At 58.9% G+C, this 25149-nt stretch carries 16 protein-coding genes; 10 read left to right on the top strand and 6 right to left on the bottom strand.

Annotated features, from left to right (window positions below):
- The first annotated feature begins 34 nt into the window (after positions 1 to 34).
- The 4 genes from DSCA_RS23040 (at position 35) to DSCA_RS23025 (ending at position 7590) form a co-directional block, all read left to right on the top strand.
- Positions 35 to 3013: an insulinase family protein gene (locus DSCA_RS23040; protein WP_155318684.1), complete on the top strand. Its 2979-nt coding sequence runs from the start codon at positions 35 to 37 to the stop codon at positions 3011 to 3013.
- Between the two features lie 168 nt (positions 3014 to 3181).
- Positions 3182 to 6124, top strand: coding sequence for a PAS domain S-box protein (locus DSCA_RS23035; protein WP_155318683.1), 2943 nt, complete (start codon positions 3182 to 3184; stop codon positions 6122 to 6124).
- A 234-nt stretch (positions 6125 to 6358) separates the two neighbouring features.
- The gene (locus DSCA_RS23030; RefSeq protein WP_155318682.1) at positions 6359 to 7237 is read left to right on the top strand and encodes a mechanosensitive ion channel family protein; all 879 of its coding nucleotides are present in this window, start codon (positions 6359 to 6361) and stop codon (positions 7235 to 7237) included.
- Positions 7234 to 7590, top strand: coding sequence for a hypothetical protein (locus DSCA_RS23025; protein ID WP_155318681.1), 357 nt, complete (start codon positions 7234 to 7236; stop codon positions 7588 to 7590). Before DSCA_RS23030 ends, DSCA_RS23025 begins: the two co-directional genes overlap by 4 nt.
- A gap of 263 nt (positions 7591 to 7853) precedes the next feature.
- Here DSCA_RS23025 and flgM read toward each other — a convergent pair whose 3' ends face one another.
- Positions 7854 to 8171 (bottom strand): flagellar biosynthesis anti-sigma factor FlgM, encoded by a 318-nt coding sequence (gene flgM, locus DSCA_RS23020; protein WP_155318680.1) that lies wholly within the window; start codon positions 8169 to 8171, stop codon positions 7854 to 7856.
- 253 nt (positions 8172 to 8424) lie between these two features.
- On the opposite strand from flgM, the gene gdhA reads away from it, so the two are divergent.
- The 4 genes from gdhA (at position 8425) to bamA (ending at position 17712) form a co-directional block, all read left to right on the top strand.
- The gene (gene gdhA, locus DSCA_RS23015; RefSeq protein WP_155318679.1) at positions 8425 to 9774 is read left to right on the top strand and encodes an NADP-specific glutamate dehydrogenase; all 1350 of its coding nucleotides are present in this window, start codon (positions 8425 to 8427) and stop codon (positions 9772 to 9774) included.
- Between the two features lie 270 nt (positions 9775 to 10044).
- The gene (locus DSCA_RS23010; RefSeq protein WP_155318678.1) at positions 10045 to 10593 is read left to right on the top strand and encodes a ferritin; all 549 of its coding nucleotides are present in this window, start codon (positions 10045 to 10047) and stop codon (positions 10591 to 10593) included.
- Positions 10594 to 10681: 88 nt separating this feature from the next.
- Positions 10682 to 14899: a translocation/assembly module TamB domain-containing protein gene (locus tag DSCA_RS23005; RefSeq protein ID WP_155318677.1), complete on the top strand. Its 4218-nt coding sequence runs from the start codon at positions 10682 to 10684 to the stop codon at positions 14897 to 14899.
- Entirely contained in the window at positions 14896 to 17712 is a 2817-nt protein-coding gene (gene bamA, locus DSCA_RS23000) for an outer membrane protein assembly factor BamA (RefSeq protein ID WP_155318676.1), read from the top strand. Before DSCA_RS23005 ends, bamA begins: the two co-directional genes overlap by 4 nt.
- Before the next feature lie 24 nt (positions 17713 to 17736).
- On the opposite strand, the gene DSCA_RS22995 is transcribed toward bamA, so the two are convergent.
- From DSCA_RS22995 to DSCA_RS22975, 5 genes are all read right to left on the bottom strand, one after another.
- Positions 17737 to 18654 carry a DMT family transporter gene (locus tag DSCA_RS22995; RefSeq protein ID WP_155318675.1) on the bottom strand — a complete coding sequence of 306 codons (918 nt, stop codon included), beginning with the start codon at positions 18652 to 18654 and terminating at the stop codon, positions 17737 to 17739.
- 200 nt (positions 18655 to 18854) lie between these two features.
- On the bottom strand, positions 18855 to 19880 hold the full coding sequence (locus DSCA_RS22990; RefSeq protein WP_155318674.1) for an energy-coupling factor ABC transporter ATP-binding protein: 1026 nt from the start codon (positions 19878 to 19880) through the stop codon (positions 18855 to 18857).
- Positions 19881 to 19948: 68 nt separating this feature from the next.
- Positions 19949 to 20635, bottom strand: a complete 687-nt coding sequence (locus tag DSCA_RS22985) for an ABC transporter permease (protein WP_155318673.1) — start codon at positions 20633 to 20635, stop codon at positions 19949 to 19951.
- A 131-nt stretch (positions 20636 to 20766) separates the two neighbouring features.
- Positions 20767 to 21600 (bottom strand): substrate-binding domain-containing protein, encoded by an 834-nt coding sequence (locus DSCA_RS22980; RefSeq protein ID WP_155318672.1) that lies wholly within the window; start codon positions 21598 to 21600, stop codon positions 20767 to 20769.
- 67 nt (positions 21601 to 21667) lie between these two features.
- Entirely contained in the window at positions 21668 to 22654 is a 987-nt protein-coding gene (locus tag DSCA_RS22975) for a helix-turn-helix transcriptional regulator (protein WP_231716253.1), read from the bottom strand.
- 232 nt (positions 22655 to 22886) lie between these two features.
- On the opposite strand from DSCA_RS22975, the gene DSCA_RS22970 reads away from it, so the two are divergent.
- Positions 22887 to 24134 (top strand): HD domain-containing phosphohydrolase, encoded by a 1248-nt coding sequence (locus DSCA_RS22970; RefSeq protein ID WP_155318671.1) that lies wholly within the window; start codon positions 22887 to 22889, stop codon positions 24132 to 24134.
- A 22-nt stretch (positions 24135 to 24156) separates the two neighbouring features.
- Positions 24157 to 25068, top strand: coding sequence for a proline dehydrogenase family protein (locus tag DSCA_RS22965; protein WP_155318670.1), 912 nt, complete (start codon positions 24157 to 24159; stop codon positions 25066 to 25068).
- Positions 25069 to 25149 lie beyond the last annotated feature (81 nt).

The following is a 25149-nucleotide window of genomic DNA, read 5'->3' as shown; positions in this document are numbered from 1 at the left end:
AGCCAAAACCCAAACACAGGCACTGGAGATCTCTATGGACCACAAAACGGACGCGAACAACCCCGGCATCGACGCCGGAGACCGGCTGGGCGGGTATACGATAAAAAAAGCAGCCTACCTCACGGACATCCAATCCTGGCTCTACCAGCTGGAGCACGAAGCTACCGGCGCCCGGCATCTCCATATCAGCAATACGGACCAGGAAAACACCTTTGGCGTCGCCTTCAAAACCGTTCCGTCGGACGCCACGGGCGTCGCCCACATTCTGGAGCATACGGTCCTTTGCGGATCCGAACGGTTTCCGGTACGCGATCCCTTCTTTTCCATGCTCAAACGCAGTCTGTCGACGTTCATGAATGCCTTCACCGCCTCGGACTGGACCATGTATCCGTTCGCCACCCAGAACCGCAAGGACTACTACAACCTCATGGACGTCTACCTGGACGCGGCATTTTTCCCCAGCATCGAGGAGCTGAGTTTCAAGCAGGAGGGGCATCGGCTGGACCTGGAAGGCGAAGGGGCGGACGCCCGGCTGGTTTACAAGGGTGTGGTGTACAACGAAATGAAAGGCGCCATGTCGTCGCCGGACCAGGTCATGGTCCGCGCCATGCTCAACGCCCTTTATCCGGATACCACCTACAGCAACAACTCCGGCGGTGACCCGGCTGTCATTCCGACGCTCACCTACCGGCAGCTCAAGGATTTTCATGCGCGCCACTACCACCCGAGCAACGCCTTTTTCTATACCTACGGCAATCTGCCCCTCGAAGCGCACCTGGCCGTCATCGAAAAACGGGTGTTGACCCGGTTTTCACGAATCGATCCGAGAACGGATGTACCCGCACAACCGCGGTGGACGGCACCGAAGACCGTTACCTATCCCTATCCGCTGGATCGCAGCGAAGACCCCGCAAAAAAATACCAGGCCTGCATGGCATGGCTGCTGGCCGATATCAAGGACACCTACGAGGTGCTGGTGACGGCGGTGCTGGAGCAGGTCCTCATCGGCAACGCCGCATCGCCGCTGCGCAAGGCCCTGATGGACAGCCAGCTGGGCACCGCCCTGTCCGACGGCACCGGTTATGACGCCGAGAACCGGGACACCATGTTTTCGGTGGGCCTGAAAGACGTATCCGAAACGGACGCCGAAAAAGTCGAGGCGATTGTCTTGGATGTCCTGACCACCCTGGCCGAGGAGGGGATCGACCCGGAACTGGTGGAATCAGCCATCCACCAGATCGAATTTCACCGCAAAGAAATCACCAACACCCCGTACCCGTACGGCATTAAACTGCTGATCGGTGTATCGGCCGGCTGGATGCACGGGGGTGATCCGGAGCGGATGCTCCAGCTGGATACGGATTTTAAGCGCCTCCGGCAGGCGCTGGCCGGCGGCCGGTTTCTGGAGGATCGCATCCGGCGCAGTTTTCTGGACAACCCCCACCGGATCCGCTTCACCCTGGCGCCGGACCAGTCCATGACGGAACGGGAAAACCAGCGGGTGGCGGCTGAACTGACCCGCATGCTGGCCGACATGGACGAAGCCGACCTGGCTCGAATCCGGAACGATGCGGCGGCCCTGGAAAAGCTTCAGGAAACCCAGGAAAGCCTCGACTGCCTGCCCACCCTGCAGCGCGAGGACATCCCCCCGGCCGTGGAGCGCATCCAGCCATCGCCGGGGCCATTTCAGCCGCCGGTATGGACCTACGACCAACCCACATCGGGCATTTTTTATTTTTCGGGGGGACTGGGCGCCGGCGACATTGACAGCCGATTGATGCCCCTGGTGCCCTTTTTCTGCTACACCGTCTCTAAAGTCGGCACCAGGGACTGCGACTACACCCGGATCGCCCGACGCATGGACCTGTATACCGGCGGCGTTGGATTTTCCGCCAACGCCCGCACCCGGTTTGACGACAGCGGCGACTGTCTGCCCTTCGTCTCTTTTTCCGGCAAATGCCTGGAGCGCAACCAGGACCGCATGTTCGACATCCTTCAGGAACTGACGAGCCGGGTCGACTTCTCCGACCGCACGCGGTTGCACCAGCTGGTCCTGGAGTACCGGGCCGGTCTCGAGGCGGCCGTGGTCCATAACGGCCACCGCCTGGCCATCTCCATGGCCTCCCGGAACTTCTCCCCCGCCAACCACCTTCAGGAGATGTGGGGCGGCATCCACCAGCTGCACACCATCAAACAGGTGGCGGCAGACACAGCCGGCGGCGACATGCAGAAACTGGCGTCGGACCTGCAGGCCATCGGCAGTGCGCTTTTTTTCCGGGACAACGTGCGCATCGCCCTGATCGGGAATGCGCCCATGCTGAACAATGCCGTAAAGCCCGTCAGCACCCTGACCCGGTCGCTGGCCGCCGGGGGAACGGACGGTTTTACCGCCGCGCCCCGGTTGAGCGTGGCGGCCGGCCATCCCAATGAAGGCTGGGGCACCTCGACGGCCGTCTCGTTCGTGGCCCAGACGTTTCGCACTGTCCGCCTGGACCATGCGGACAGCCCCGCCCTGTCGGTAATTGCCAAGATATTACGTTCCATGTACCTGCACCGGGAAATCCGGGAAAAAGGGGGCGCTTACGGCGGATTCGCCCTGTACAACGCAGAAGACGGGCTGTTCAGCTTCGGCTCCTACCGGGATCCCCATATCGTGGAAACCCTGAAAGCCTACCGGGGGGCGGCCGACTTTATCCGCACGGGGGAATTCTCCGAAGAGGATGTCAAAGAGGCGATTTTGCAGGTCTGCTCGGAAATTGACCGGCCCGACCCGCCGGGCCCGGCTGCCCGCAAAGCCTTTTACCGCCGGATCATCGGCCTGTCCGACGAGACGCGCATGCGCAACAAGGAACAGCTGCTGAAACTGACGCGCAAAAGGATAATGGCGGTCGCCGATCGATATTTCGACACCGCCGGGACCAGCCAGGCGGTGGCCGTCATTTCAAACCGGGACCTGCTTGAAGCCGCCAACCGGAAGCTGGCGGGCCGGGCGCTTTCCCTTCACAGCGTATAGCCGGGGCAGGCCGTCGGCACCGGCCGGCGGCCCGCGTTGGGCCCCTCCCGCTCGACCGAAGACCCTCATTTTTCCTCATGATTCCAGCCACCGTGCCGATAACAGAGGTTCGATCGCACATTTCGGGTGCGGTCGGCTGGACGTATTCGTTCAAGGGAGCATGTGAGCTTGACAGGATCCATCACATCACCGCACCATCCCGGCATCGACCACCGGACCCCCATTTACAACAGCGCCGTTCTGGGAAACTATATTCACTACCTGGAATCCCATCATGCGGAAGTCGACGTCGATGCATTGTTGGGTTGCAGCGGACTCACCCGTTTGCACATCAACGATGAAGGCCATTTTTTATCCCAGGCACAGATCAACCGTTTTCACCGATGTCTGGACGACACGCTGGGGGACCCGAAAATTTCCTACAAGGTCGGTCAGCACGCGCTGCAGGTGAAATCGACGGGAACGCTGAAGCACTATGGCCTTCAGTTCATTACCCCCCAAGCCATGTACAAAGCCGTCGACCGTCTCTACCCCAAATGGTCCAAAGCCCATTCCGGCAAAACCACCATCACCGGCAAGGGGCAGGCGGAAGTGACCATCACCGTGCAGCCGGGTATCCGTGAAGAACCTTTCCAGTGTGAAAACCGTATGGGCATATTCGAAGGAATGGGCGAGGTGCTGACCGGCCAGCCGGCACGGGTGACCCATCCGGCATGCATCCACCGCGGGGATGGCGCCTGCCGATACCTGATATCCTGGCGGGAGCAGCCTTCAGCCGTCTGGAAACGGGCGGGTGCCTATGCCGGGGCAATTTCCGTCTTGCTTGCCATCGGAGGCGCTGCATTTCTGCCAACGGTCTCCTGGGCGCTGTTGATCCAGGCCATGGCAATGGCGTGCCTGTCCATCTTCCTGTTCGGCAGCCGGCTGGAAAAAAAAGAGCTGGCCGGGATTCTCAAGGAGCAGGGTGATTCGGCCGGCCACCTGCTGGAAGAGGTCGAAGCCCGATACCGGGGGGCCCGGCTCGTTCAGGAGATCGGCCAGGCGGGGGCGGACATCCCTTATGAGCACACCTTCCTCGAAACCGTTCTGGCATCCATGACGCGAAACCTGGATTTCACCCGGGGGCTGATCGCCCTGTGCAACGAAGACCGCAGCCGCCTTTTTTACGTCGACAGCTATGGGTTTTCACCGGCGGAACTCCGATTCCTCGAAGACCTGGATGTCCCCATCAAAGTTTCCGACGCGTCCGATATCTTCATCAGGTCGATGAACACGGGAAAGCCTGTCTATGTCAACGATATTCGTCAACTATTCGATGAGATGACGCCCAACAGCCTCGCCATCATCGAAGAACTGTCGGTCGACTCCCTGATCTGTGTCCCGCTGATTCATAAAAGGAAACCGCTGGGCCTTCTTTTTGTAGACGCCAGGGGCAGCGCCAGGAATCACACCGCCAGCGATGTCAACCTGCTCACGGGTATCGCCTCACAGGTCGCCACCGGCATCGTCAATGCCCGTTCCTACCAGCAGATACAACAAAGCGAAAAACGCTACCGCCTGCTGGCGGAAAACGTAATGGACGTAATCTGGATCATGGATGCCCAGACCTTTGCAATGAAGTATATCAGCCCGTCCGTGGAAAAGGTCACCGGCTATACACCCGAAGAAATCATGGCCATGACCATCGACCAGCACCTGACACCGGACGCCTTTCAGCGGGCGGTCAGCACGGTGGACGAGGCGATGGAAGGGGTGATGGCCGGCACCATCGACCCCGAGAACTATTCAATGACCCTTGAACTGGAAGAGGTCCACAAAAACGGAAGCCTCATCCCCGTGGAGGTCACCGCCGGCTTTATGGCAGAGGAGAACGGCAGTCCACGCGCCGTTTTGGGAATCTCCCGGGACCTGTCGGAACGGAAAAAAACCGAGCAGGATCGCGCCCAGATCGAAAACAAGCTCCAGCAGGCCAGAAAGATGGAAAGCCTCGGGACCATGGCCGGATCCATTGCCCACAACTTCAACAACCTGCTGATGGTGGTATTGGGCAATCTGGAGCTTGCCAAAGAAGAGCTGCCCGATCCGTCGCCCTCCGTCAAAAACATCCAGCGGGCCATTAATGCCTCCCAGCGGGCGGCCGATCTGAGCGGCATGATGCTGACCTATGTCGGCCAGTTGAAAAAAGAGAGCAGCCCGGTGGACCTTTCCCATACGGTCAATGCGGTATTGAAAAACATGGACGAAACCAACATGGCCAATGTGGAACTGGATCTGGACCTGGCCGACCCGATGCCGCTGGTGATTGCAGACGCCGGCCAGATGCGACAGATGATATCCGGATTCATCACCAATGCCATCGAAGCGCTGGAAAAAGAAAAAGGCCGGGTTCGCATCTCCACCGGTTCCATGCACTGCGACCGGGATTATCTGGCCACCACCTACCTGGAGGAAGAGATGCCCGAAGGCATGTATGCGTATGTGGAAGTGGCCGACACGGGCTGCGGCATGAACGCGGAAACCCTGGGCAACGTCTTCGACCCGTTTTTTTCGACCAAGTTCACCGGCCGCGGGCTGGGCATGGCAGCGGTCATGGGCATCATCCGGTCCCATAGCGGTGCGGTCAGGGTCAGCAGCGTAAAAAATGAAGGGTCGGTGTTCACGGCCCTGTTCCCCATCCAGGGGATTTCCACGAGGCCGTCTGCGCCGGAATCCACCGGGGTAACGCCGGTGCTCGGCGACAAAACGGTCATGATCGTGGATGACGATGCCATGGTTTTGGATATCGGCAGCCAGTTTCTCAAGCGCCTGGGATTCCGGGTCAAAAAGGCGGCCTGCGGCCGTGAAGCACTGGAGATGCTTAAAAAGGATCCCGATCACGTCGACTGCCTGCTGCTGGATTTTACCCTGCCCGGCATGAATGGCCTGGAAACCATGCAACAGGTCAGAATCATCCGTCCGGATGCCAAAATCATCATTTCCAGCGGATACACACGCAAGGATATCGAAGACCGATTTGCCCACATCGATCCTCCGGACGGGTTCATTCACAAGCCCTTCCAAATGAAAGCGCTGCAGAAAACACTTCGTACGGTCATCAAAGACGCCGGTTGACACCGGGGCTGAAGTTCTCATCCATCCCGCACACCCGCTTCATTATATTTCAGCCAGATCTTGACCTGCGTCTGAAATATCTCTAAACTATCGAAAAAAGAGTAGATTTGCCAGGGATAGCCCTGACAGCGAACCAATGGATCCATCATTATCTGCCGAATCGCGTCCGCCGGAACCACCACCATCGTATCATTGCATTTTAGAGCACATCAACCACCGAGGAGAATACCCTTTATGGAAAACGAATTATCCCGACTCCAGAGGCTCGGCGAAACAATGACACAGCACGGGACGCAAATGGCGCTGTCGCTGGCGATACTGATCCTCGGCCTCCTGACCGCAAGGTGGATTCACAACCGGTTACGTCAGGGGTTGCGGAAATGGTACCCGGAAAGCAAGCTTGCACCGCTGATGTGCAACCTGCTTTACATCATTATTGTCGTCACCGTGATCATGGGCGCTGCGGTGGAGTTCGGGGCCAAACCGATCAACCTGCTCCGGCTGCTGACCATTATCGCCCTCATCATCACCGGTATATCGATCTTTCTGCGGCCTTTCATCCCGGCACTGCCTTTTAAAGTCGGCAACACGGTCAAGGCAGGCAACCTGCTGGGGAAAGTGGAGGCAATCACCTTTCTCAATACGCGTTTGAGGACTTTTGACGGAAAGACCTTTTTCGTGCCCAACCGCCAGATTCTCGACGACATCGTCATCAATTACCATTTTACCCAGACCCGACGGGTGAAAATCGACGTGAGTATCCGGTACGACCAGGATCTGATCAAAGCCAAGCGGGTAATGGAAGCCGTGATGACCGAGGATGCACGGGTAAACACCAAACCGGGTCCCATGGTGTATGTCATGAACCTTAACAACAGCAGCGTGGATCTGGGAGGACGCTGCTGGGTAGCCAACAAAGATTACTGGGTGGCGCGCTGTGACCTGTTGGAAAAAACCAAGCTGCGCTTTGACGTGGAAGGCATCCGCTTCGCCTTCCCGCAGCTGGACCTGCACATCAATCCAGAGAACGCTCCGATTGCAGCGGCCGACGAAATGAGGAACGATTTTTTATTGGCCGGAAACGAAGAAAATCCTGACAAGGTGAACAGATGAAAATTACCGAGGGACTGAAAGTGATCCAGAACGGATGGATTCGGAAACCCAGGGGCTTCCGTGTCAAGTTTCAAAGGCAGACCGAAACCGGGATCGAGTCCGTCTACTCACCCCCTCTGGAGGCGGTTCCGCTGAACTCGGATGTGACCGCCTGGCGTTATGCCTGGAAGTTGTGGCAGGCCACCCGGGCAAAGGCGGAAACGGAAGCGCCAGGCACCCTTTACAACATCACGGTGGTGGACGACCAGGATCATCCGTACCCGTTTTATGGCACCGGTGATTTCGAGACCTACAATCCGAAACGCCTTCATGGCGGTGATGACCCGCCGGCTGGCGATAGCAATGCGGCCTGATGCACCGTCGCTGGACACCATCGGCTTGCCGGCAGGAATCGTCATCACCGGATGCGCAGGAGCACCGGCCGCGGATACCCGCAGACGGTTTCATTCCAGAGTGTCTGACCTGAGCGGCCCATGAACCTGAAGCGGCCGGAGAAAACTGACCTTCGGGCCCGAAAGCCGCGGCACGACATAGAAAGTGACCGGGGCCCAAAAAAAGGGAGCCGGCCTGGCGGCCGTCTCCCTTTATCAATGGCTGGAGAACAGGGTGGAAAAAATTACACCATGGCTGCCTGATTCACCATGGATTCCCTTAACAGGCCTTCGGCCGCCTTCTGGTTGTCAACAACGTAAGTGCCATTTTGCATATCGGTCTGGATCCGGGAGACCAGCGATTCACGCACATCCGGGATTGAGGCGACGGCCCTCTGGGCATCGGCGATAGACTGGCCCCGTGTGCTCAAGGCGACGCGGTCATGCTGGGGTGCGATCGTTTCGGCGTTCTCGGATTTAGCCGCGCCCGTTTCTTTCCCCTGCACCTGAGCGGTCTGGTAAACGTTGAGTTTGGATTGAAGATCACTGCCGTTTATGTTCATGTGGTCGACTCCTTTTTGGACTTTTATGACTATATTATTGGCCACTTTTCCGCAAAACAATAGTTTTTTTTCAAAAAAAGTTTCAACCCATTGATTTATTTGATATTGAAGCTCCACCTGGTTGGTTTTTCAAAGGTGCGCGCGACACCGGACCGGTCCAAAAAAGATTTGCAGAATCAACACCAATGGCCTAAAACAAAGCCAGTCCGAGGCTCAGCAGACCAAACCATTTTATGGCCCGAAGGGTATCGATATGACCGACATTCCGCCAAGCACCCAATCCAGAGATTATCAGGAGAATGAATTCATCCAGGCCGTCGGCGACGTGATGACCAGCGTCGCGCCCGTAATGGAAAAAGCCCCGGAATACCGCCGCCACGGCATTGTCGAACGGTTGGTGGAGCCTGAGCGCATTATCACGTTTCGGGTGCCCTGGATGGACGACATGGGCCGGGTTCGGGTCAACCGGGGATTCCGTATAGAAATGAACAGTGCCATCGGTCCCTACAAAGGCGGACTCCGGTTCCACCCTTCGGTCAACCAGAGTATCTTGAAGTTTTTAGCTTTTGAGCATGTCTTCAAAAATGCCCTGACCACCCTGCCCCTGGGTGGGGGTGCCGGTGGATCGGATTTTGAACCCAAGGGGAAATCAGATGGAGAAGTCATGCGCTTTTGCCAAAGCTTCATGGCCGAACTGTTCCGCCACATCGGCGCAAACACGGATGTGCCCGAAGGAGATATCGGCGTGGGGTCGCGTGAAATCGGGTACCTGTTCGGCATGTATCGGAAATTGAGAAATCAATTCACCGGCGTGCTCACCGGCAAGGGCCTGGGCTGGGGCGGCAGCCTGATCCGACCTGAAGCGGCCGGCTTCGGCTGCGTCTATTTCGCCGCCCGGATGCTGGCCACCCGCAGTGACGGCCTCTCCGGAAAGACCTGCCTGATTTCAGGGTCCGGCAATGTGGCCCAGGCCACTGCCCGGAAATTGATCGAGATGGGGGCCCACGTGGTCACCTTCTCCGATTCATCGGGGCACATCTTCGATGATCAGGGAATCGATGCGGAAAAGCTGGAATTCGTCAAACACCTGAAAAATGTGCGGCGGGGCAGAATCAGCGAATATATCGACCAATATGCACACGCCGTGTTTACGCCGGCAGCACCTGAGCAGCCGTCCAACCCCCTGTGGCAGCATCGCGCCCAGTGCGTTTTCCCCTGTGCCACCCAGAATGAGATCAACAAACAGGATGCCTACCACCTGATCAACAACAACATCAAGCTGGTGTGCGAAGGTGCCAGCATGCCCTGCACCCTGGAAGCCCGGGATATTTTCCTGGACAAGGGGATTCTCTATGCACCCAGCAAAGCAGCCAATGCCGGCGGCGTGGCCGTTTCCGGGCTGGAGATGACCCAGAACCGCATCCGCCTCAACTGGCTGGGCGAAGAGGTGGACAATCGTCTCAAGATCATCATGAAAGGCATCCATGACACCTGCCTGGCCGCTGCCGAGGCCTACGACAGGCCGGGCAACTATTTTCTCGGAGCCAATATCGCCGGCTTCGTCAAAGTCGCCGATGCCATGCTGGACCAGGGGGTCATCTGACAGGGACGCGCCACCCCCACCGCGAAAATCCTTTCCGTTTTGCCGTTGGCATTCCCGTGGCGGAACCGGGGCATGCCGGCAAAGGCATGACTCTCCTCTTTGCATTGATCGACCGGCAACTTCCTCTGCTCTTGAAGTGATCGCCCCCGGTGATTACATTCTCCTGACCTGACAGGAATGAAAAGCCTGCATGGACGAACGTCCGCCCACCAGTCCGGCCGGACCAGGTCCGGTCGTGGAAAAACACGACCAACGTACAAGGAGGAATCCATGATCAGTGATAAAATGACCCGGGCATTGAACGAGCAGGTCAACCGGGAGATGTATTCGGCCTACCTTTACATGGCGATGTCGGCTCACTGCAGCCAGGAAGGGCTCAAGGGCTTTGCCAACTGGTTTATGGTCCAGTACCACGAAGAGATGCTTCATGCCATGAAGTTTTACGAGTATATTCAGCGCCAGGGCGCCCGGGTTAAACTCGCCGCCATCAAGGAACCACCCGCTGAGTTCGAATCCCCGCTGGACATGTTCACCAAAACCCTGGCCCACGAACAATTCATCACCCGGTCCATCAACGACCTCATGGAGCTGGCCATTGCCGAGAAAGACCATGCGTCCCAGATCTTTCTGGAGTGGTATGTGACCGAGCAGGTGGAGGAAGAGGAAAACGACAACGATATCATCGCCCAACTCAAATTCATCAAGGACAACCCCCAGGGATTGATGATGCTGGATCGGGAACTGGCCGGGCGGGCAGCCAACATGCCCACCGATTTCAGCAAGGGCATCGAGTCGGCCATGGCCGCATCCGGTGCATAGTCCGGTCGTGCATCTACCGCCTTTGCCATACCCGCATACCGCCTTTTGAGGTTGTCCTTATCGCCCAAAGGCGGTATTTCCTTACCCAATGAAAACAGGGCTGAAATCCATACTGCTGATATCCGCCGTCCTGGTGGCCGGGGCAGCCATTGTTTTCTGCAGCGCCCTGTTCTGGATCCAATCCAGCCACGGCCTTCGATGGGTGCAGGCGCGCATCAACACGGCAATCCCCGGAACAATTACCATCCTAAGGCACCGGCTGTCGCCCGTCCGCCAACGCCTGGACCTGTATCGGGTTGTGCTCCATGATTCAGAGGGGGTTGCCCTGGCTGGTGTTGACCACATCGCCGTGCAACTCGACGGATGGTCCCTGTGGCGCCGGGAAATCCGGCTGGAACACACCCTGATTCAGGCCCCGTGGGCGGACCTGGCCGTCGATGAGGCCACCGGCGTCAATCTGATCGCCGCCCTGGTGTCACCCGATCGGGCCAAAAAAACTGAAGTGCCGGCGCCCGACAGCGCCGGATTGCCCTTCAATGTGGTTATTGAATCAGCCCGGCTGGGCGATGGCCGCTTCACATTCAGCTCCCCGGACACGGCCATGCACCTGGAGGTCAACGGGCTCACCCTCAGTGCCGACGGCAATCTCATGGCCCGGTCCGGCAACCTTGAACTGGCGGCAGACCGTGTCCGGTTCAGCAGCGCCGGCATCCGTCCGGAACCGGCCCGCATCGTCCTGAGGGCCCATCTGGATGGCGACAAACTGAGCCTGCCCGCCCTGGATGTCACTGCCGGCCGGACCACCTTGCGGCTATCCGGGTCAGCGGAAAGGCTGTATACGACACCACGGATAGACAGCCTTCTTTCTGTTGAAAGCCACCTGGCGGAGCTAAAGGCCATTTTTAATCTTGCCGGAGACCACAGCGGCCCCGTGAACACCACACTCACATTGAAGGGCGCCGTGGCCAATCCTGATGCCAGGCTTGTCCTGGCGGTTGGCGGCGGTCGGATTGCCGGTCAGCCGCTGGAGCACGCTGAGCTGACCATGGCGATTGAGGACCGGCAGGTAACCATCGGACCGGCAGCGCTGAAATTAGCCGAGGGTGTCGTCAACCTGAATGGAACGCTAAACCTGCGCGAAGCCTTTCCCAACGGCTTCCTGGCGCCGCTCTCAGATGCAAACGCCGTCGCCTACGCCATCACACTGGACCAGAACATCCCTGATCTCAACCCATGGCTGAAACCGTATATCGACATCGGCGGAAAAATGGCCGGAAGGCTCCTGGTGAGCGGAAACGGCATCCGCCCATCGGAAATCTCTGCCCGGATGACAATGGCAGAATCGGTACGCGGCCTGTTCGCCCCCGGCATGGAACGCCCGGTCGATGCCGACATGAACCTGTCGGCCCGGGTGGCGCGCGGCATGATTTCCATATCCCCCCTCAACCTCTCTGCCGACGGTATCGAGCTGTCCGGCGAGGGCCGCTTTCAGATGGCGGAAAAGACGCTTGCCGGAAAACTGTCCTTGACGGCGGAGGACCTCTCCCGGGTGCTGGCCGTGGCGGGGATGCCGTCCGTCAATGGGGCCTGCGAGGCGAAACTGACCGTGGACGGCAGCTTGAACCGGCCACAGTTTTCGGTGGACCTGGAATCGAAAGGCCTGACCATCGATACCGTTGTCATTGGAGATCTGAGGGTCAACGCCAGCATGGACCATGAGGGCCGGTTGAACCTGTCCACCCTGAACTTGCAGAATCGAGATTCACGGATCCAAGGAAACGGCCGTCTTCGACTGCTGCCCGGCAGCGGCGGCATCGACCCCCAATTTGCCAATACGCTGGCCCTCACCCTGAAGACCCTGTCCCCCGGGGATTTTTTGAAATCCGCGGCGATAAGCGGCACCCTCGACGGCCGTCTGCAGATGGACGGCCCGCTGGGCATGCTGACCGGCGCGCTTTCCCTCAGCGGCAGGGCCCTGGGCACAGATGGTATCCGTATCGGCGATGCTGATGCACGCATGCGATTGAACGCCGGCACCGTCTACGTGGATCGACTTCACTTGCGCAACCGGGCCTCCACGCTCGAGGCGGCAGGCGGCATCCAGTTGCTGGCCCCCGGAACCCTGCGCCCGGTCGAAGACCCGTCCATTGACTTCAGCGCCGAATCAGACCACCTGGACCCGGGAGACTTTTTCGAAGGGGCAAGCGGCGATTTCACCTTCAGCGCCTTGTTGAACGGCAGTCTTGAATCGCCCGGCGGCCGGTTGACCCTCAAAGGCAGGCAGATCGATCTGGCCGGCCAGGCGATCGAAACCATCGCCCTCGACGCCCGCATGGAGGACCGGCGCCTGTGGCTGGACCCGTTCATCGTGACGGTTGCCCCCGGCGAAAAGATTGCGGGTGGCGGATCGGTGGGACTGGATAAAAGCATCGACCTGTACGTCAAATCGACCGGTGTCTCCACCGCCCGCATCCAGCGGTTGCATGATTTTTTCCCCGGAGAAGGCACGCTGCACATCGACGCCACCGGGAAGGGAAACATGACCAACCCGGACATCGAGGGTCGCCTGACCGTATCCGACATGCTCATCAATGACGAACCCATCGATGACGTCCACCTCTCCTTCAGCCTTCATGACATGCAGGTCCGCACCACGGGCAAATTGAATTTTGACGTGGATGCCGCCTGCGACCTGAACAAGGGGACGTTCGATGCCCGCCTGGCATTTGACCGCACCGAAACCGCAGGCTGGTTCAAGGCCTTGGGAAAACCGGGCTTTCACGGCACCCTGACCGGCCGGGTGGAAGCCGCCGGCAGCATCCATGACGCCGCCAACGCGACGGCCAGCGTGGACCTGAGTGCCTTCCACCTGTTGTTCGAAGACAGCTCCCTGGTCCGATCCGACCGGATCGTTGCCCGCCTGGCCGAAGGGGAACTGTCCTTTCCCGGGGTCGAGATGGCGCTGCTCGATTCAGGCCGGCTTCGGCTGGAGGGCAACGCCCGCCTCGGCGGCCGCCTCGACATGACCGTCGACGGCCGCATCCCCCTGTCGGCGGCAAGGGGGTTCGGCGATCAATGGGCCGGCAGTACCGGTACGGTTGCCCTGGCGGGAGAAGTACACGGACGGGCGGACGCTCCGCTGATCGATGCCCGGATCGAACTGGAAAATATCGGCATGCCGGTGCCCGGATTGGTTCAACAGCTTCACAATCTCAACGGCCGCATCCACCTGACGGCCGACACGATTCGCATCGAGGCCCTGCGCGGCCAATTGGGCCCGGGATCGTTCTCCGTCGATGGCACCCTGGGCCATGAGCAATTCACCCTGAGGCGGATGAATCTGGCCATCGATGCCCGATCCCTTCAGCTGGATGTTCCCGACACACTGACCGTTATTCTCAATGGCGATGTCAGCATCACGGGCAGGGACCGGTCTGCCCATGCCAGGGGAGAAATTGTCCTGCTGGGGGGTGTGTACTACAAGGATGTGAACATCAACCTGCTGCAGATGGCCGCCACGCGACAGCGGGCCGTCGCCCCGGCGACCCGCCCCCCATCCGTTCCCTTTTTCGACACCATCAGCCTGGACATCGCCGTGGGACACCGGGAACCCTTTATGGTGCAGAACAACCTGGCCCAGCTTGAAATCAGCCCCGATCTGAAAATCGGCGGCCGCCTTGCCCACCCCATTGTCAGTGGCCGGGCCCAGGTGAAGACCGGCACCGTCACCTTTCAGAAAAAAACCTTCGACGTCAAAAAGGGCGTCATCGATTTCGTCAATCCCTACCGGACCGAAGCAGAGATCGACATCGAAAGCCAGACGCAAATTCGGTCCTGGAAAATCAACCTGGCGCTCAAGGGAACACCGGACAACCTGGACATCACACTGTCATCGACACCGGAGGAAACCGATGCGAACATTCTTTCGTTGATTTTATTCGGCAGAACCGCCCAGGAACTGACCGCCGGTGAAGGCGGCGCCCAGCGTACGACGGGTCAGATCATGGCCGAAATGATTGCCGAAACCCTCGGCGATGATATCAGACGGGCAACGGGGGTCGACATTCTGCAGATGGAAACCAACGGCAGCGACGACAGCCAGGATTCCGAGGGCGTGAAAGTGACCGTGGGCAAGCACCTGTCCGATCGGATGACCGTCAAGTACGCCGTGGAAACCAAAGACGGCGAAATCACCCAGCGGGCCATCACGGAGTATAAACTGCTGGAACACATTCTGGTCAGTGGGTTTCAGGACACCAAGGGCATATACGGGTCGGAACTGGTTTTTCGCATTGAGTTCAGATGAAGCCATTGCACAAAAAAAATAAAATCGGCCTGCTGGCACTTCTTCTCGGCATTCTCTTTTTTCCGATGCCCCCGGCCTCCGCCGCGGACGGCATTGCCGAAGAAAAGGCGGTGGCCCCGGCCCGGACGGGTGCCGTGGTCAGCAGCGTGCGCGTGGTCATCGATGCATCGCCGGACCGGCAGGCATCCCATGCCGCCGTAGCCAATCACCTGATCCGCATCCGCCCCGGGGACCGCCTGACCGACACGTCAGTCGAGGCCGCGATCGCAGCCCTGAAGTCCAGCCACCGTTTTTCGGCCATCCATGTGGATTCCAGCACCGCACCCGATGGCGAAGCGTTGACCTTCAGCCTGACGCCCGGTCAAACCGTCAGGGATATCCGTATCCGGGGCAAATATCCGCTTTTCGAACGGGATATTCTCAACCAGATGACGCTCTACCCGGGCGACCCCTTTACCCGTGAGGAACTTTCCGCCCAGGCGGCAGCCATCGTGAAACGCTACCGGAGAGAAGGCTACATCACCCCCCGGGTATCGGTGAAGGCCTTGGCGGAACCGGGCGAGGAAAACGCCGTGATCCTCGTGGATATCGAAAAAGGCCCCCATTACATGCTTGGCGAACTGACCTTCGAGGGCAATCGGGGGATTTCCTCGAGTGCCCTTCAATGGCGGATGGGTGTCTGGCGAACGGCACTGATACCGGGGATCGGGCGGTTCAGTGAGTACCGCCTTAAAAAAGACATGGAGTCGCTGCTATCGTACTACCGCAGCAAAGGATTTGCAGATGCAGCGCTTTCCTACCGCATTGACGATCCGGGTGAGTCCCACCGGGTAAACGTGACCGTCCGGATTCAGGAGGGGCACCGCTACCGGATTGACTTCGAGGGCAACCGGCGGTTCTGGGACATGACCCTGAAAAAAGAGGTGACCCTCTTCACCGAAGGGAACCGGAACAACATCGGCATGCGAAAAAGTATCCAGAACATTAAAAACCGGTATCGGCTGGCGGGTTATCTCGACACCCGGATCGAGGTGGCGGCAACGGATGCCCCGGGCGACCGTGAAACGGTCCGCCAGGTGCGACTCGCCATCGACGAAGGTCCCCGGACCGTCGTCGAGGAGGTCACCATCGCCGGCAACCGGACCCTGGCCGAAGCGGAAATCAAAAAACAGCTGCTCACGCGTCCACCTGCGGTTTTCCACGACGGCGCCTTTGTGCCCGAGACACTGGATACGGATACCTACGCCGTCACCACCCTTTACCTGCAGCAGGGTTTCCGTGAGCGCACCGTGGATTCCGAAGTGACCTTCAGCCAGGACAAGACCGCCGCTGCCGTGTCCCTGAACATAAACGAGGGGCCCCGGACGACGGTCCGTTCCATTTCCATCACGGGCCTGGCCGTATTGCCGGAAGCAACGGCCAGGCAGGTGCTGGTTCACCACATCGGCGGCCCGTTCCGCAACGCGGCACTGGCGGTTGAAAAAGAAGCCATCGCCAGCCTGGTCTCCGAAAAAGGATACCCCCACGCCACGGTCGAAGCCAGAGTCACGACCAGCATGGATCACACCCGGGCGGATATCGTCTTCGACGTCGATCCCGGCCCGCTGGTGACGCTGGGAGAAATTTTTATCTCCGGGAACCTGAGGACCCGGGAACAAGTGATCCGCCGAGAACTGGAAGTCAAGCCCGGTATGCCGCTGTCATTGCGGGCACTTCACGACGGCCAGCGCAGACTGAGAGATCTGGACATCTTCCACGGGGTGAAATACCGCACCTTCGGATTGAAGGAAAAGGCGGAGACGGTAAACCTGTTCGTTGAGATCGAAGAGAACAAGCCCTACTATGCCCAGGCCAGCGGCGGCTACGAATCGGACAGCGGCGGATTCGGCCGTATCCGGATCGGCGACCACAACCTGTTCGGGCTGAACAAGGACTTGTGGGCCGGGGGGGAAGTCAGCGAAACCGGCTACCGGGTGGAAACCCGGCTGACCGAGCCCCGGTTTCTGGGGTCACGCACGACGGCCAGCATCGGCGCCTTTACCGAAGAACTGACTGAATTCAACCAGCCCTTCGGCACGCGCACCACCGGCGGCTCGCTGGCGTTCGGCCGCAGTCTGGGAACGCACTTGACATCGGCCCTGAGCTTCCGCCTGGAAAGACGGGACCAGTTCAGCGTCGACAACCGCCCGGCCACCCGGGCGGAAGAGGAGACCCGGACCATCTTCGTCACCACGCCCTACCTTCGTTATGACAGCCGGGATTCCTTCGTCCGGCCGACCCGTGGTGTCTTCTCATCGTTGAGTGTGGACGTGTCCAGGGGCGTCGAAAACCGGCTGGATGATTTTGTACGCTATCTGTTCGATACCCGCTACTACCGCACCCCCCTTGAAGGGCTCACGCTTGCCGGCATGGTCCGGGTCGGTCAGGTGCTCCCCTATTCGGACAGCGATCTGGTTCCCGATGACCAGCTGTTCTTTTTGGGCGGCATCCGGGACGTCCGGGGGTTTAAGGAAAACCTGCTGCGTTTCGACAGCGCCGGTGATCCCGTGGGCGGCAAAACAGCGCTGACCGGCAGCCTGGAGGCCCGAATCGATCTGGGAATGAACCTGGAATTGACCACCTTCTTCGACATCGGCAGCGTCCAGGACGCCCTGGTTCCGGACGGCTCGGACCGGTTCCGCTCGTCCGTCGGCGTCGGCCTGCGCTACATCACTCCTATCGGCCCCATGGGGCTTCTCTACGGCCACAAGCTGGACCGGGAGGAAGACGAGCCGGCCGGCCGCTTTCATTTGTCCATCGGGTACAGTTTCTAAACGAGGGCAGATGGCCACGGACGGTTATTCACGGGCGGTGAGCACCATGCCCAGACAGACCATGACCAGGGCCGCCAGAGCCGGCCATTGCAGGTGCTCGCTGTCGATGATGGCAACGGAAAGCAGGGCCGCACACACCGGTATGAGAAAACGATAAACGGCCATGCTGGAAAGCCGGTTGTGCTTGATCAGCAGGTACCACAAGGAAAAAGCGGCGGCCGAAAGAAAACTGAGATACAGCAGCAGCACCAGCGACGGGCCGCTGAAGGTCAGCACTGTCGGGGATTCGAAAAACAAGGCCAATAAAAACAATGCCGCGGCGCCGGTAACCAGCTGGTAGGCAGACATGAGCGGCGGGTAGACGCGCAGGGCGGTTTTCTTGACGACCACCAGGGCCAGGGTGGAGGACAGGGCCGTGAGCAGGATAAAGCCTTCTCCGGTCAGGGTCATGTGGAAATCCAGGCTGCTGCCCCGTATGTTGACCAGGACGATGCCCAGAAAGCCCAGAATCAGCCCGGTGCTTTTTCGAACGGAGATGGGGTCGTCCTTGAACCACAGGTGGGAAAACAGGGCCAGAAAAAAAGAACCCGAAGCGATGATAATGGAGGCCTTCACCCCTGTGGTGTTGGACAGCCCGATATAAAAGAAGGTGTATTGCAGCGTTGTCTGAAGCAGGCCCGTCAGGACCATGGCACCGTAATCGCGATGACGGGAGAGCAGGAGGGATCTCCCGGAAACCACCACACCGGCGAATATCATCAGCCCGGCCAGGAGGAACCGGTAGGCGGCAAAATAGAGCTTGCCGCCGGTGTTGTGCTGGATGTCCAGCATGACGAACCCGGTCTTGACCATGGGAAAGGCGCTGCCCCACAGCAGGGCGCATACGAGCGCCCAGAAAAATACGGCCGGGGGCCAGGTGAACAGATTGTCGCGATCGATCATCTATCGGGCTCCAGTTCAATGGGTTGCGGAAAAAGGTTATCCCTGCCCAATAGTTTGAAGTCAAACCTAAAGATGGGGGTGTAGAAATTAAGCCGTGACATAGGCGTTAAGATAATTCATTTGGAAAGGCCAGGGGGAGGAAGCCGTATGATGGGTACTGCGACGACCGATAACGCAGTCCAAATGCCTTATCTGAACGTCTATCGCCATCGGATGCTGTCCGGCCGATAGGCCAGGGTGACAGGCCAGCCCCGGTGAAGGGTCATGGCCGCGAGGTGGGATTCAGCGACCCGGACGACCAGGGTGAGGGGACCGACACGTACGTCGGCGAACAGGTCGCCGCTCTGACGTTCCAGGGAAAGGCGCGTGACCCTGCCGTCGACGGTCACGGTGTCGGCGCTGACGGTCACCTCCCCTTTGGCCAGGATACGGATGGCGGCCGGGTCGATGAAGGCGGTGGCGCCCTCACCCGGCGGCGCTGACACGTCCAGATAGCTGCCGTCGCCGATCAATTTGCCAAAGCGATCGCCGGCCCGGGGAACCCATGGACCGAAAATCATATTGCTTCTTCCGGTGCCGGCCGGTTTCCCCCTGAACAGATGAAGGACGTCGTCACAGACATCATAGAGCCACTCCCGATCATGGCTGGCAATCACCAGGGTGGTGCCCCAGTCACTGCGGGCGCGCAGGGAAGCGTTCCGGATCAGTTCACTCGAGCGGGCATCCACACTGGCGGTCGGTTCGTCCAGCAGCAGCACCCGGGGTTTCAGCACCAGCCGGGCTGCCAGGGCCACCCGCTGGGCCTCGCCGCCGGACAGTTCATCCCACTGGCGCCGGACGAAGGCATCGGGATCCAGCCCCACCATGGCCAGGGAATCACGTACCGGCTGGCGCCAACGCCCGCGATCCCCGCGCACCTTCAACCCGTACACAATGTTGTTGAACACGGTGCGCTTCATCAGGTAGGGCTCCTGGGTCAGCAGCGTCACCTGGAAGCGGACCGAATCGTCGAACGGCGCCGCCGGCAGCCCGTCGAACAGGATGCGCCCTTCGGAGGGCCGCAGGATGAACGCCATGAGCTTGAGCAGGGTGCTCTTGCCGCTGCCGTTGGGTCCCACCAGCCCCACAATGGATGCCGGCTCGATGTCCAGGCGGTCCACCGTCAGCACCGGCTGGCGGTTATAGCGATGGACCAGGTTTTCAATCCGGTAAATGGAGGGGGGCACGGTGGACGTCTCCCATCAGTTCTCGTGGTGCCGGTTAATAGTCAATTATTGGACGGTATACGAAGCCGTCATTTTTTCCTTAAAAAAGAGAGCCCCACATTGACGCCGAAGGCGATGGCAACCAGAACCAGCCCAAGGGCGATGCCGGTGGCGAACATCCCCTTGCCCGTCTCCAGGGCGATGGCGGTGGTGATGGTACGGGTGTGCCACTTGATATTGCCGCCCACCATCATGGAAATGCCCACTTCGGTCATCACCCGCCCATAGGCAGTCAGCCCGGCGGCCAGCACACCGTAGCGCACCTCCCACAAGCTGCTCAACAGCAGCTGACCCCGGCTGGCCCCCAGAGAAATCAGGAGTGTTCTGAGGTGGCGGTCCATGCTTTCCACGGCAGTGGCGCTCAGGGCAATCACCACGGGCAGGGCCAGAATGGTCTGCCCGATGGCGATGCCGGGAATGGTGAAAAGCAACCCCATTTCTCCCAGGGGCCCCCGACTGGAGATAAAGGCGTAGACCACCAGCCCGATAAAAACCGTCGGCAGCGCCAGGGCCGTATCCACCAGCAGCCGAACCTGCCGCTTGGCCGGGAAATCAAAATAGCCCAGAAGAAATCCCAAGGGGATGCCCAGGGTCAGGCTGGCGGCCATTGAACCGGAGGACGCTTTGAGCGTGGCGGCCACTGCGGACCAGGTCTGGCCGTCCCCTCCCCACAGCAGTCGGATCGCCTCTATGAAACCGGCAAAGATAAAATCCATTTGACCTTAGCATGATCGAAAAAGGGGGCATCCGCCCCCTTTTCCGGTCCCACCATCGCCCATGCCACCCCTGGAGGGAAACGGAGGCAACGGTATCGTTGTGGTTTAGCGCTTGCGCTATCGTCTGATTGTCATTTTGCGTTGGGAACGAAAAGGGCTTTGCCCAACAGTTTGAAATCCCGGATCAGTCCCTGGGCTTCGGCGCCGGCCAGCCAGTCCGAAAAAGCGGTCGCCAGATCAATTTTGGCCTTCGGGCAGCGCTTCGGATTGATGGCCAGCACGCTGTACTGGTTCAGCAGAATCTGGTCCTGTTCCACGAGGACCTTCAACGGCGGGTTGCCCTTCATGGTATCGGCGTACTTGATGTAAGTACCGCGATCGGTCATGGTGTAGCCGTCGCGTTCGGCGGCAATGTTAATGGTGGCCAGCATGCCCTGACCGGTCTGAACATACCAGGCGTCCTTCTCCGGCACGGCCCCACCGGCGGCCTTCCACAGGGAAATCTCCTTTTTGTTGGTCCCTGAATTGTCGCCCCGGCTGGCAAAGACGGCCCCTTTGGCGCGGACGGCACCCAGGGCATCGACAACGTTTTTCCCCTTGATGCCGGCCGGATCGGCCCCGGGGCCGATAATCACGAAGTCATTGTACATGATCTCCCGGCGGTTGATCCCGAAGCCCTTCTCCACATAGGCCTTCTCCGCCGGCGGTGCATGGACCAGCAGGACGTCCACATCACAATTTTCTCCCATTTTAAGGGCCTTTCCGGTGCCCACCGAGGTCCATTTGAGCTCGATACCCGTGGCCTTGGTAAAATAAGGGGCCAGATAATCCAGCAGGCCGGTGTTGTCCGTACTGGTGGTGGTGGCCATCATCAGCACCTTGTCGGCAGCCGCCGCGGGAAATGCCATCGAGACGATTAACGCCATGATGGCACATCCCCTTATCACTGCTTTTTTTCTCTGCATGGTTTCTCCTCGATTGTTGATTCAGTGTGCTGGAAGGCCCGCGTGGTGCCGGGCCCCATAAACGGGTTCAGGAGGGGTTACGTTCGGCTTCAGCTTCCAGTTCATGGGGAAAAATCATTTTTCCGCTGGTGGACACGTCGTATCCTTCCAGTTTTTCCGCCGACTGGATGAAGGCCTTTTCGTGGACCAGGCTCAGAAAGTACTGGATCCCCTGGTCAAAAAACCGTTCCCGGGTCACCAGCAGGTCGTAGCGTTCCTGCCGCAAAGGGAGGAAATCCAGGCCCAGCAGGGACGCCACCGGCCGTATGCCCGGCCCGGCATCGGCACGACCGCTCAAGATTTCCAACCCCACGTCCATGTGCCGACCCACCTCGCGATCGTAACCGATGATCCGTTCGCCGGCAATGCCCGCCTGCTTCAATTCCCGGTCGAACAGCAGGCGGGTGCCCGTGGCCAGCGACCGGTTGACGATCCGTACGCCCTCTTTTGCCAGGTCCTTCACCGCCCTGACATTATTGGGATTTCCTTTGGGAAGAATGATCCCCTGGTCCCGCCTGCAGAAATTCACAACGACGGGCATGCGGTCAAACTGGCGCTGAAGGAAATCAAAATTGTACTCGTCGCCGTTCTCCTGAAGCAGGTGGCTGGTGGCCACATGGCACAGGTTCCGCCGCAGGGCGCTGATGCCGCCCACGGAGCCTAAATTTCCGAACACGGCCAAATGTCCGGAATGGCGGAGGTTGAAAAGGGACAGGGTCTTTTCCAAAAGGATGTCATTGCTGCCGGCAATGACCAGCAACCCCTCATAGGGTGGTAATACTTTGTGGTTCTGGGGATAATTGACCGTATTGGATTCCACCCACTGTTCCACCAGATGCCGGGGGAAAATCCATTTGCCCGTGACCTTGGATGCCGGCAGGCCTTTCTCGGAAATCAGGGTGTAAACCATTTTTTCATTGATCCCAAGGAATTTGGCCACCTCTTTGGTGGAAAGCATCTGGGTCATATCGTCCCCTTCATCAACGGCGTTTTCGGCAACGGAAATCTTCACCATAAAGGTCTACTTATTAAGAGCCGTATGTGGGGCTGTCAATATTTTCCTTGCCCCCCCTGCGCAAAAAAGACCGAAACCAACCAGAAGCAACGATTAATTACAAATGACCGCTTTCATCGTATGGGCCGGCCCGGGAAGCCCGCCGGGTTGAAACCGCTGTTCTTATTTAGAGTTGACGGGCAGGGTGCCAGCCGTATAGATTAGCGTGTAATCTACTCTTACGGACGCTGCCATGCTCAATGAAAAACAGAAACTGGACACGTTGATGGTGCTGGGGATCGAATTGAACCGGATCCTCGACTTGGATATTCTTCTGGAGCGGGTGCTCACCAGGGCGCGCCAGTTCGTCAACGCCGATGCCGGTTCCATCTATATCCGTGAAGGTGATCGTCTGAATTTCGCCCATTCCCAGAATGCCACCCTGCAAAAACGGCTTCCTGCGGGAGAAAAACTGATCTACTCGACCTTTTCGGTAACCATCGACCAGACCAGCATCGCCGGCTATGCGGCCGCTACGGGAAAAATGCTCAGCATCCCTGACGTCTATCAGCTGTCGCCTGCCAAGAGCTATCATTTCAGCAAAAAATTCGACAAGGCTTCGGGGTATGTCACCCGGTCCATGCTCACGATCCCGTTGATGAGTTCCAAAAAAGATGTGCTCGGCATCCTTCAGATCATCAATGCACAGGACCAGGAAAATCGGATTCGGGCCTTCAGCCAGACCGACGAAAAGGTCATGCTCCACTTTGCCGGCATCGCCGCCGTGGCGCTGGAACGGGCCCAGATGACCCGCGCCATGATCCTGCGCATGATCCGCATGGCGGAAATGCGGGACCCCAAGGAGACCGGTGCCCACGTCAACCGTGTGGCCGGGTTTTCCCTTGAAATCTACGAGCACTGGGCCAAGCGGCGAAATATCGACAAAAAGGAAATCGACAAAACCCGGGATGTGCTGCGCATGGGCGCCATGCTCCACGATGTGGGCAAGGTGGCCATCTCCGACCTGATCCTGAAAAAGCCGGCGCAATTGAGCTTTGAAGAGTTCGAAATCATGAAACAGCATACGGTCCAGGGTGCCCGGCTGTTTTCCAACCTGCAGTCGGATTACGATGAGGCCGCAGCCATCATTGCCCTGAATCACCATGAGAAATGGAACGGTTCCGGCTACCCCGGCCACGTCAATCCGGCCACGGGAGAGCCGATGCCGGGCCACGAAAGAGGCACCGACGGGACACTGCCCGGTAAACGGGGAGAAGAGATTCCTATTCTTGGCCGCATCGTCGCCATCGCCGACGTTTACGATGCGCTCAGTTCCAAGCGAAGCTACAAGGAGCCGTGGGACGAGTCCCGGAGCATCGAGATCATCAGCAGGGGAGCAGGCTCCCATTTTGATCCTGAACTGGTCGAAATTTTTGTGAACCGGCTGGCCTTCATTCGCGCCATTCAGACCCGTTATGCAGAAACGGATGCCCCGGCATGATCAGGCAACAGGAAACGAAAAAATGTTGAATCGATTGATCGCCGGCACCTTGCCCCTGCTGCCCAAACGCTTTGTCTGGCTCTTTTCCCGATCCTATATTGCCGGAGAGACGGTTGATGATGCCATGGCGGCATGCACCGACCTGAACGCAGCCGGCATCAAGACAACCATTGATATTTTAGGTGAGTTCATCCGGAACATGGATGAGGCCAAAAAAAATTGCGAGGAATACCTGGCCCTCATCGACGTGGCCCAGAGACATGGCATTGACGGCAACTATTCGGTCAAGCCCACCATGTTCGGCCTCCTTATCGACGCCGAATCCTGCTACGGGCATCTCCGGGAAATCGTGGCCAGGGCCGCCGGTCATGGCAATTTTATCCGTATCGACATGGAAGATTCCGGCTGCGTGGATCTGGAACTGGACGTGTTTCGCCGGCTGAAAACCGAATTCCCGGAAAATGTGGGTCTGGTGCTCCAGGCCTACCTGCGCCGCACCCGCGACGACCTGAAGGCGCTCATGGATCTTCACACCCCGTCGGTACCGCTCAATTTCAGGCTTTGCAAGGGCATCTACGCAGAACCGGGCCGCATTGCCTACCAGCGCCGCGATGAAATCAACGCCCATTTTCTGCAAGACCTGGAGTTCATGTTCCAAAACGGTGTCTACCCGGGCATCGCCACCCATGATCGCGCCCTGGTGGACGGGGCCCTGGCACTGATCGACCGGTACCAGGTTGCCCGTGACGGTTACGAATTCCAGATGCTGTACGGGGTCACGCCAGAACTGAGACGCACCATCATCGAGGCCGGACACACCATGCGGGTGTATGTGCCTTACGGCCGCCACTGGTTCGGCTACTCGACCCGGCGCCTCAAGGAAAATCCAAAGATTGTCAACAGCATCCTCAAATCGATTCTGTTGAAAAAATAGAGGATTCAGTGTCGATGCGATTGTCAAAACGGTGATGGGCGGTTCCGGAAACGGCTCAACGGATAAGATGCCTTCCCACCG

The organism is Desulfosarcina alkanivorans (assembly GCF_009688945.1).
GTDB lineage: Bacteria > Desulfobacterota > Desulfobacteria > Desulfobacterales > Desulfosarcinaceae > Desulfosarcina > Desulfosarcina alkanivorans.
Note: the sequence above shows the minus strand (reverse complement) of the source record. Positions and strands in the feature narration are given on the sequence as shown.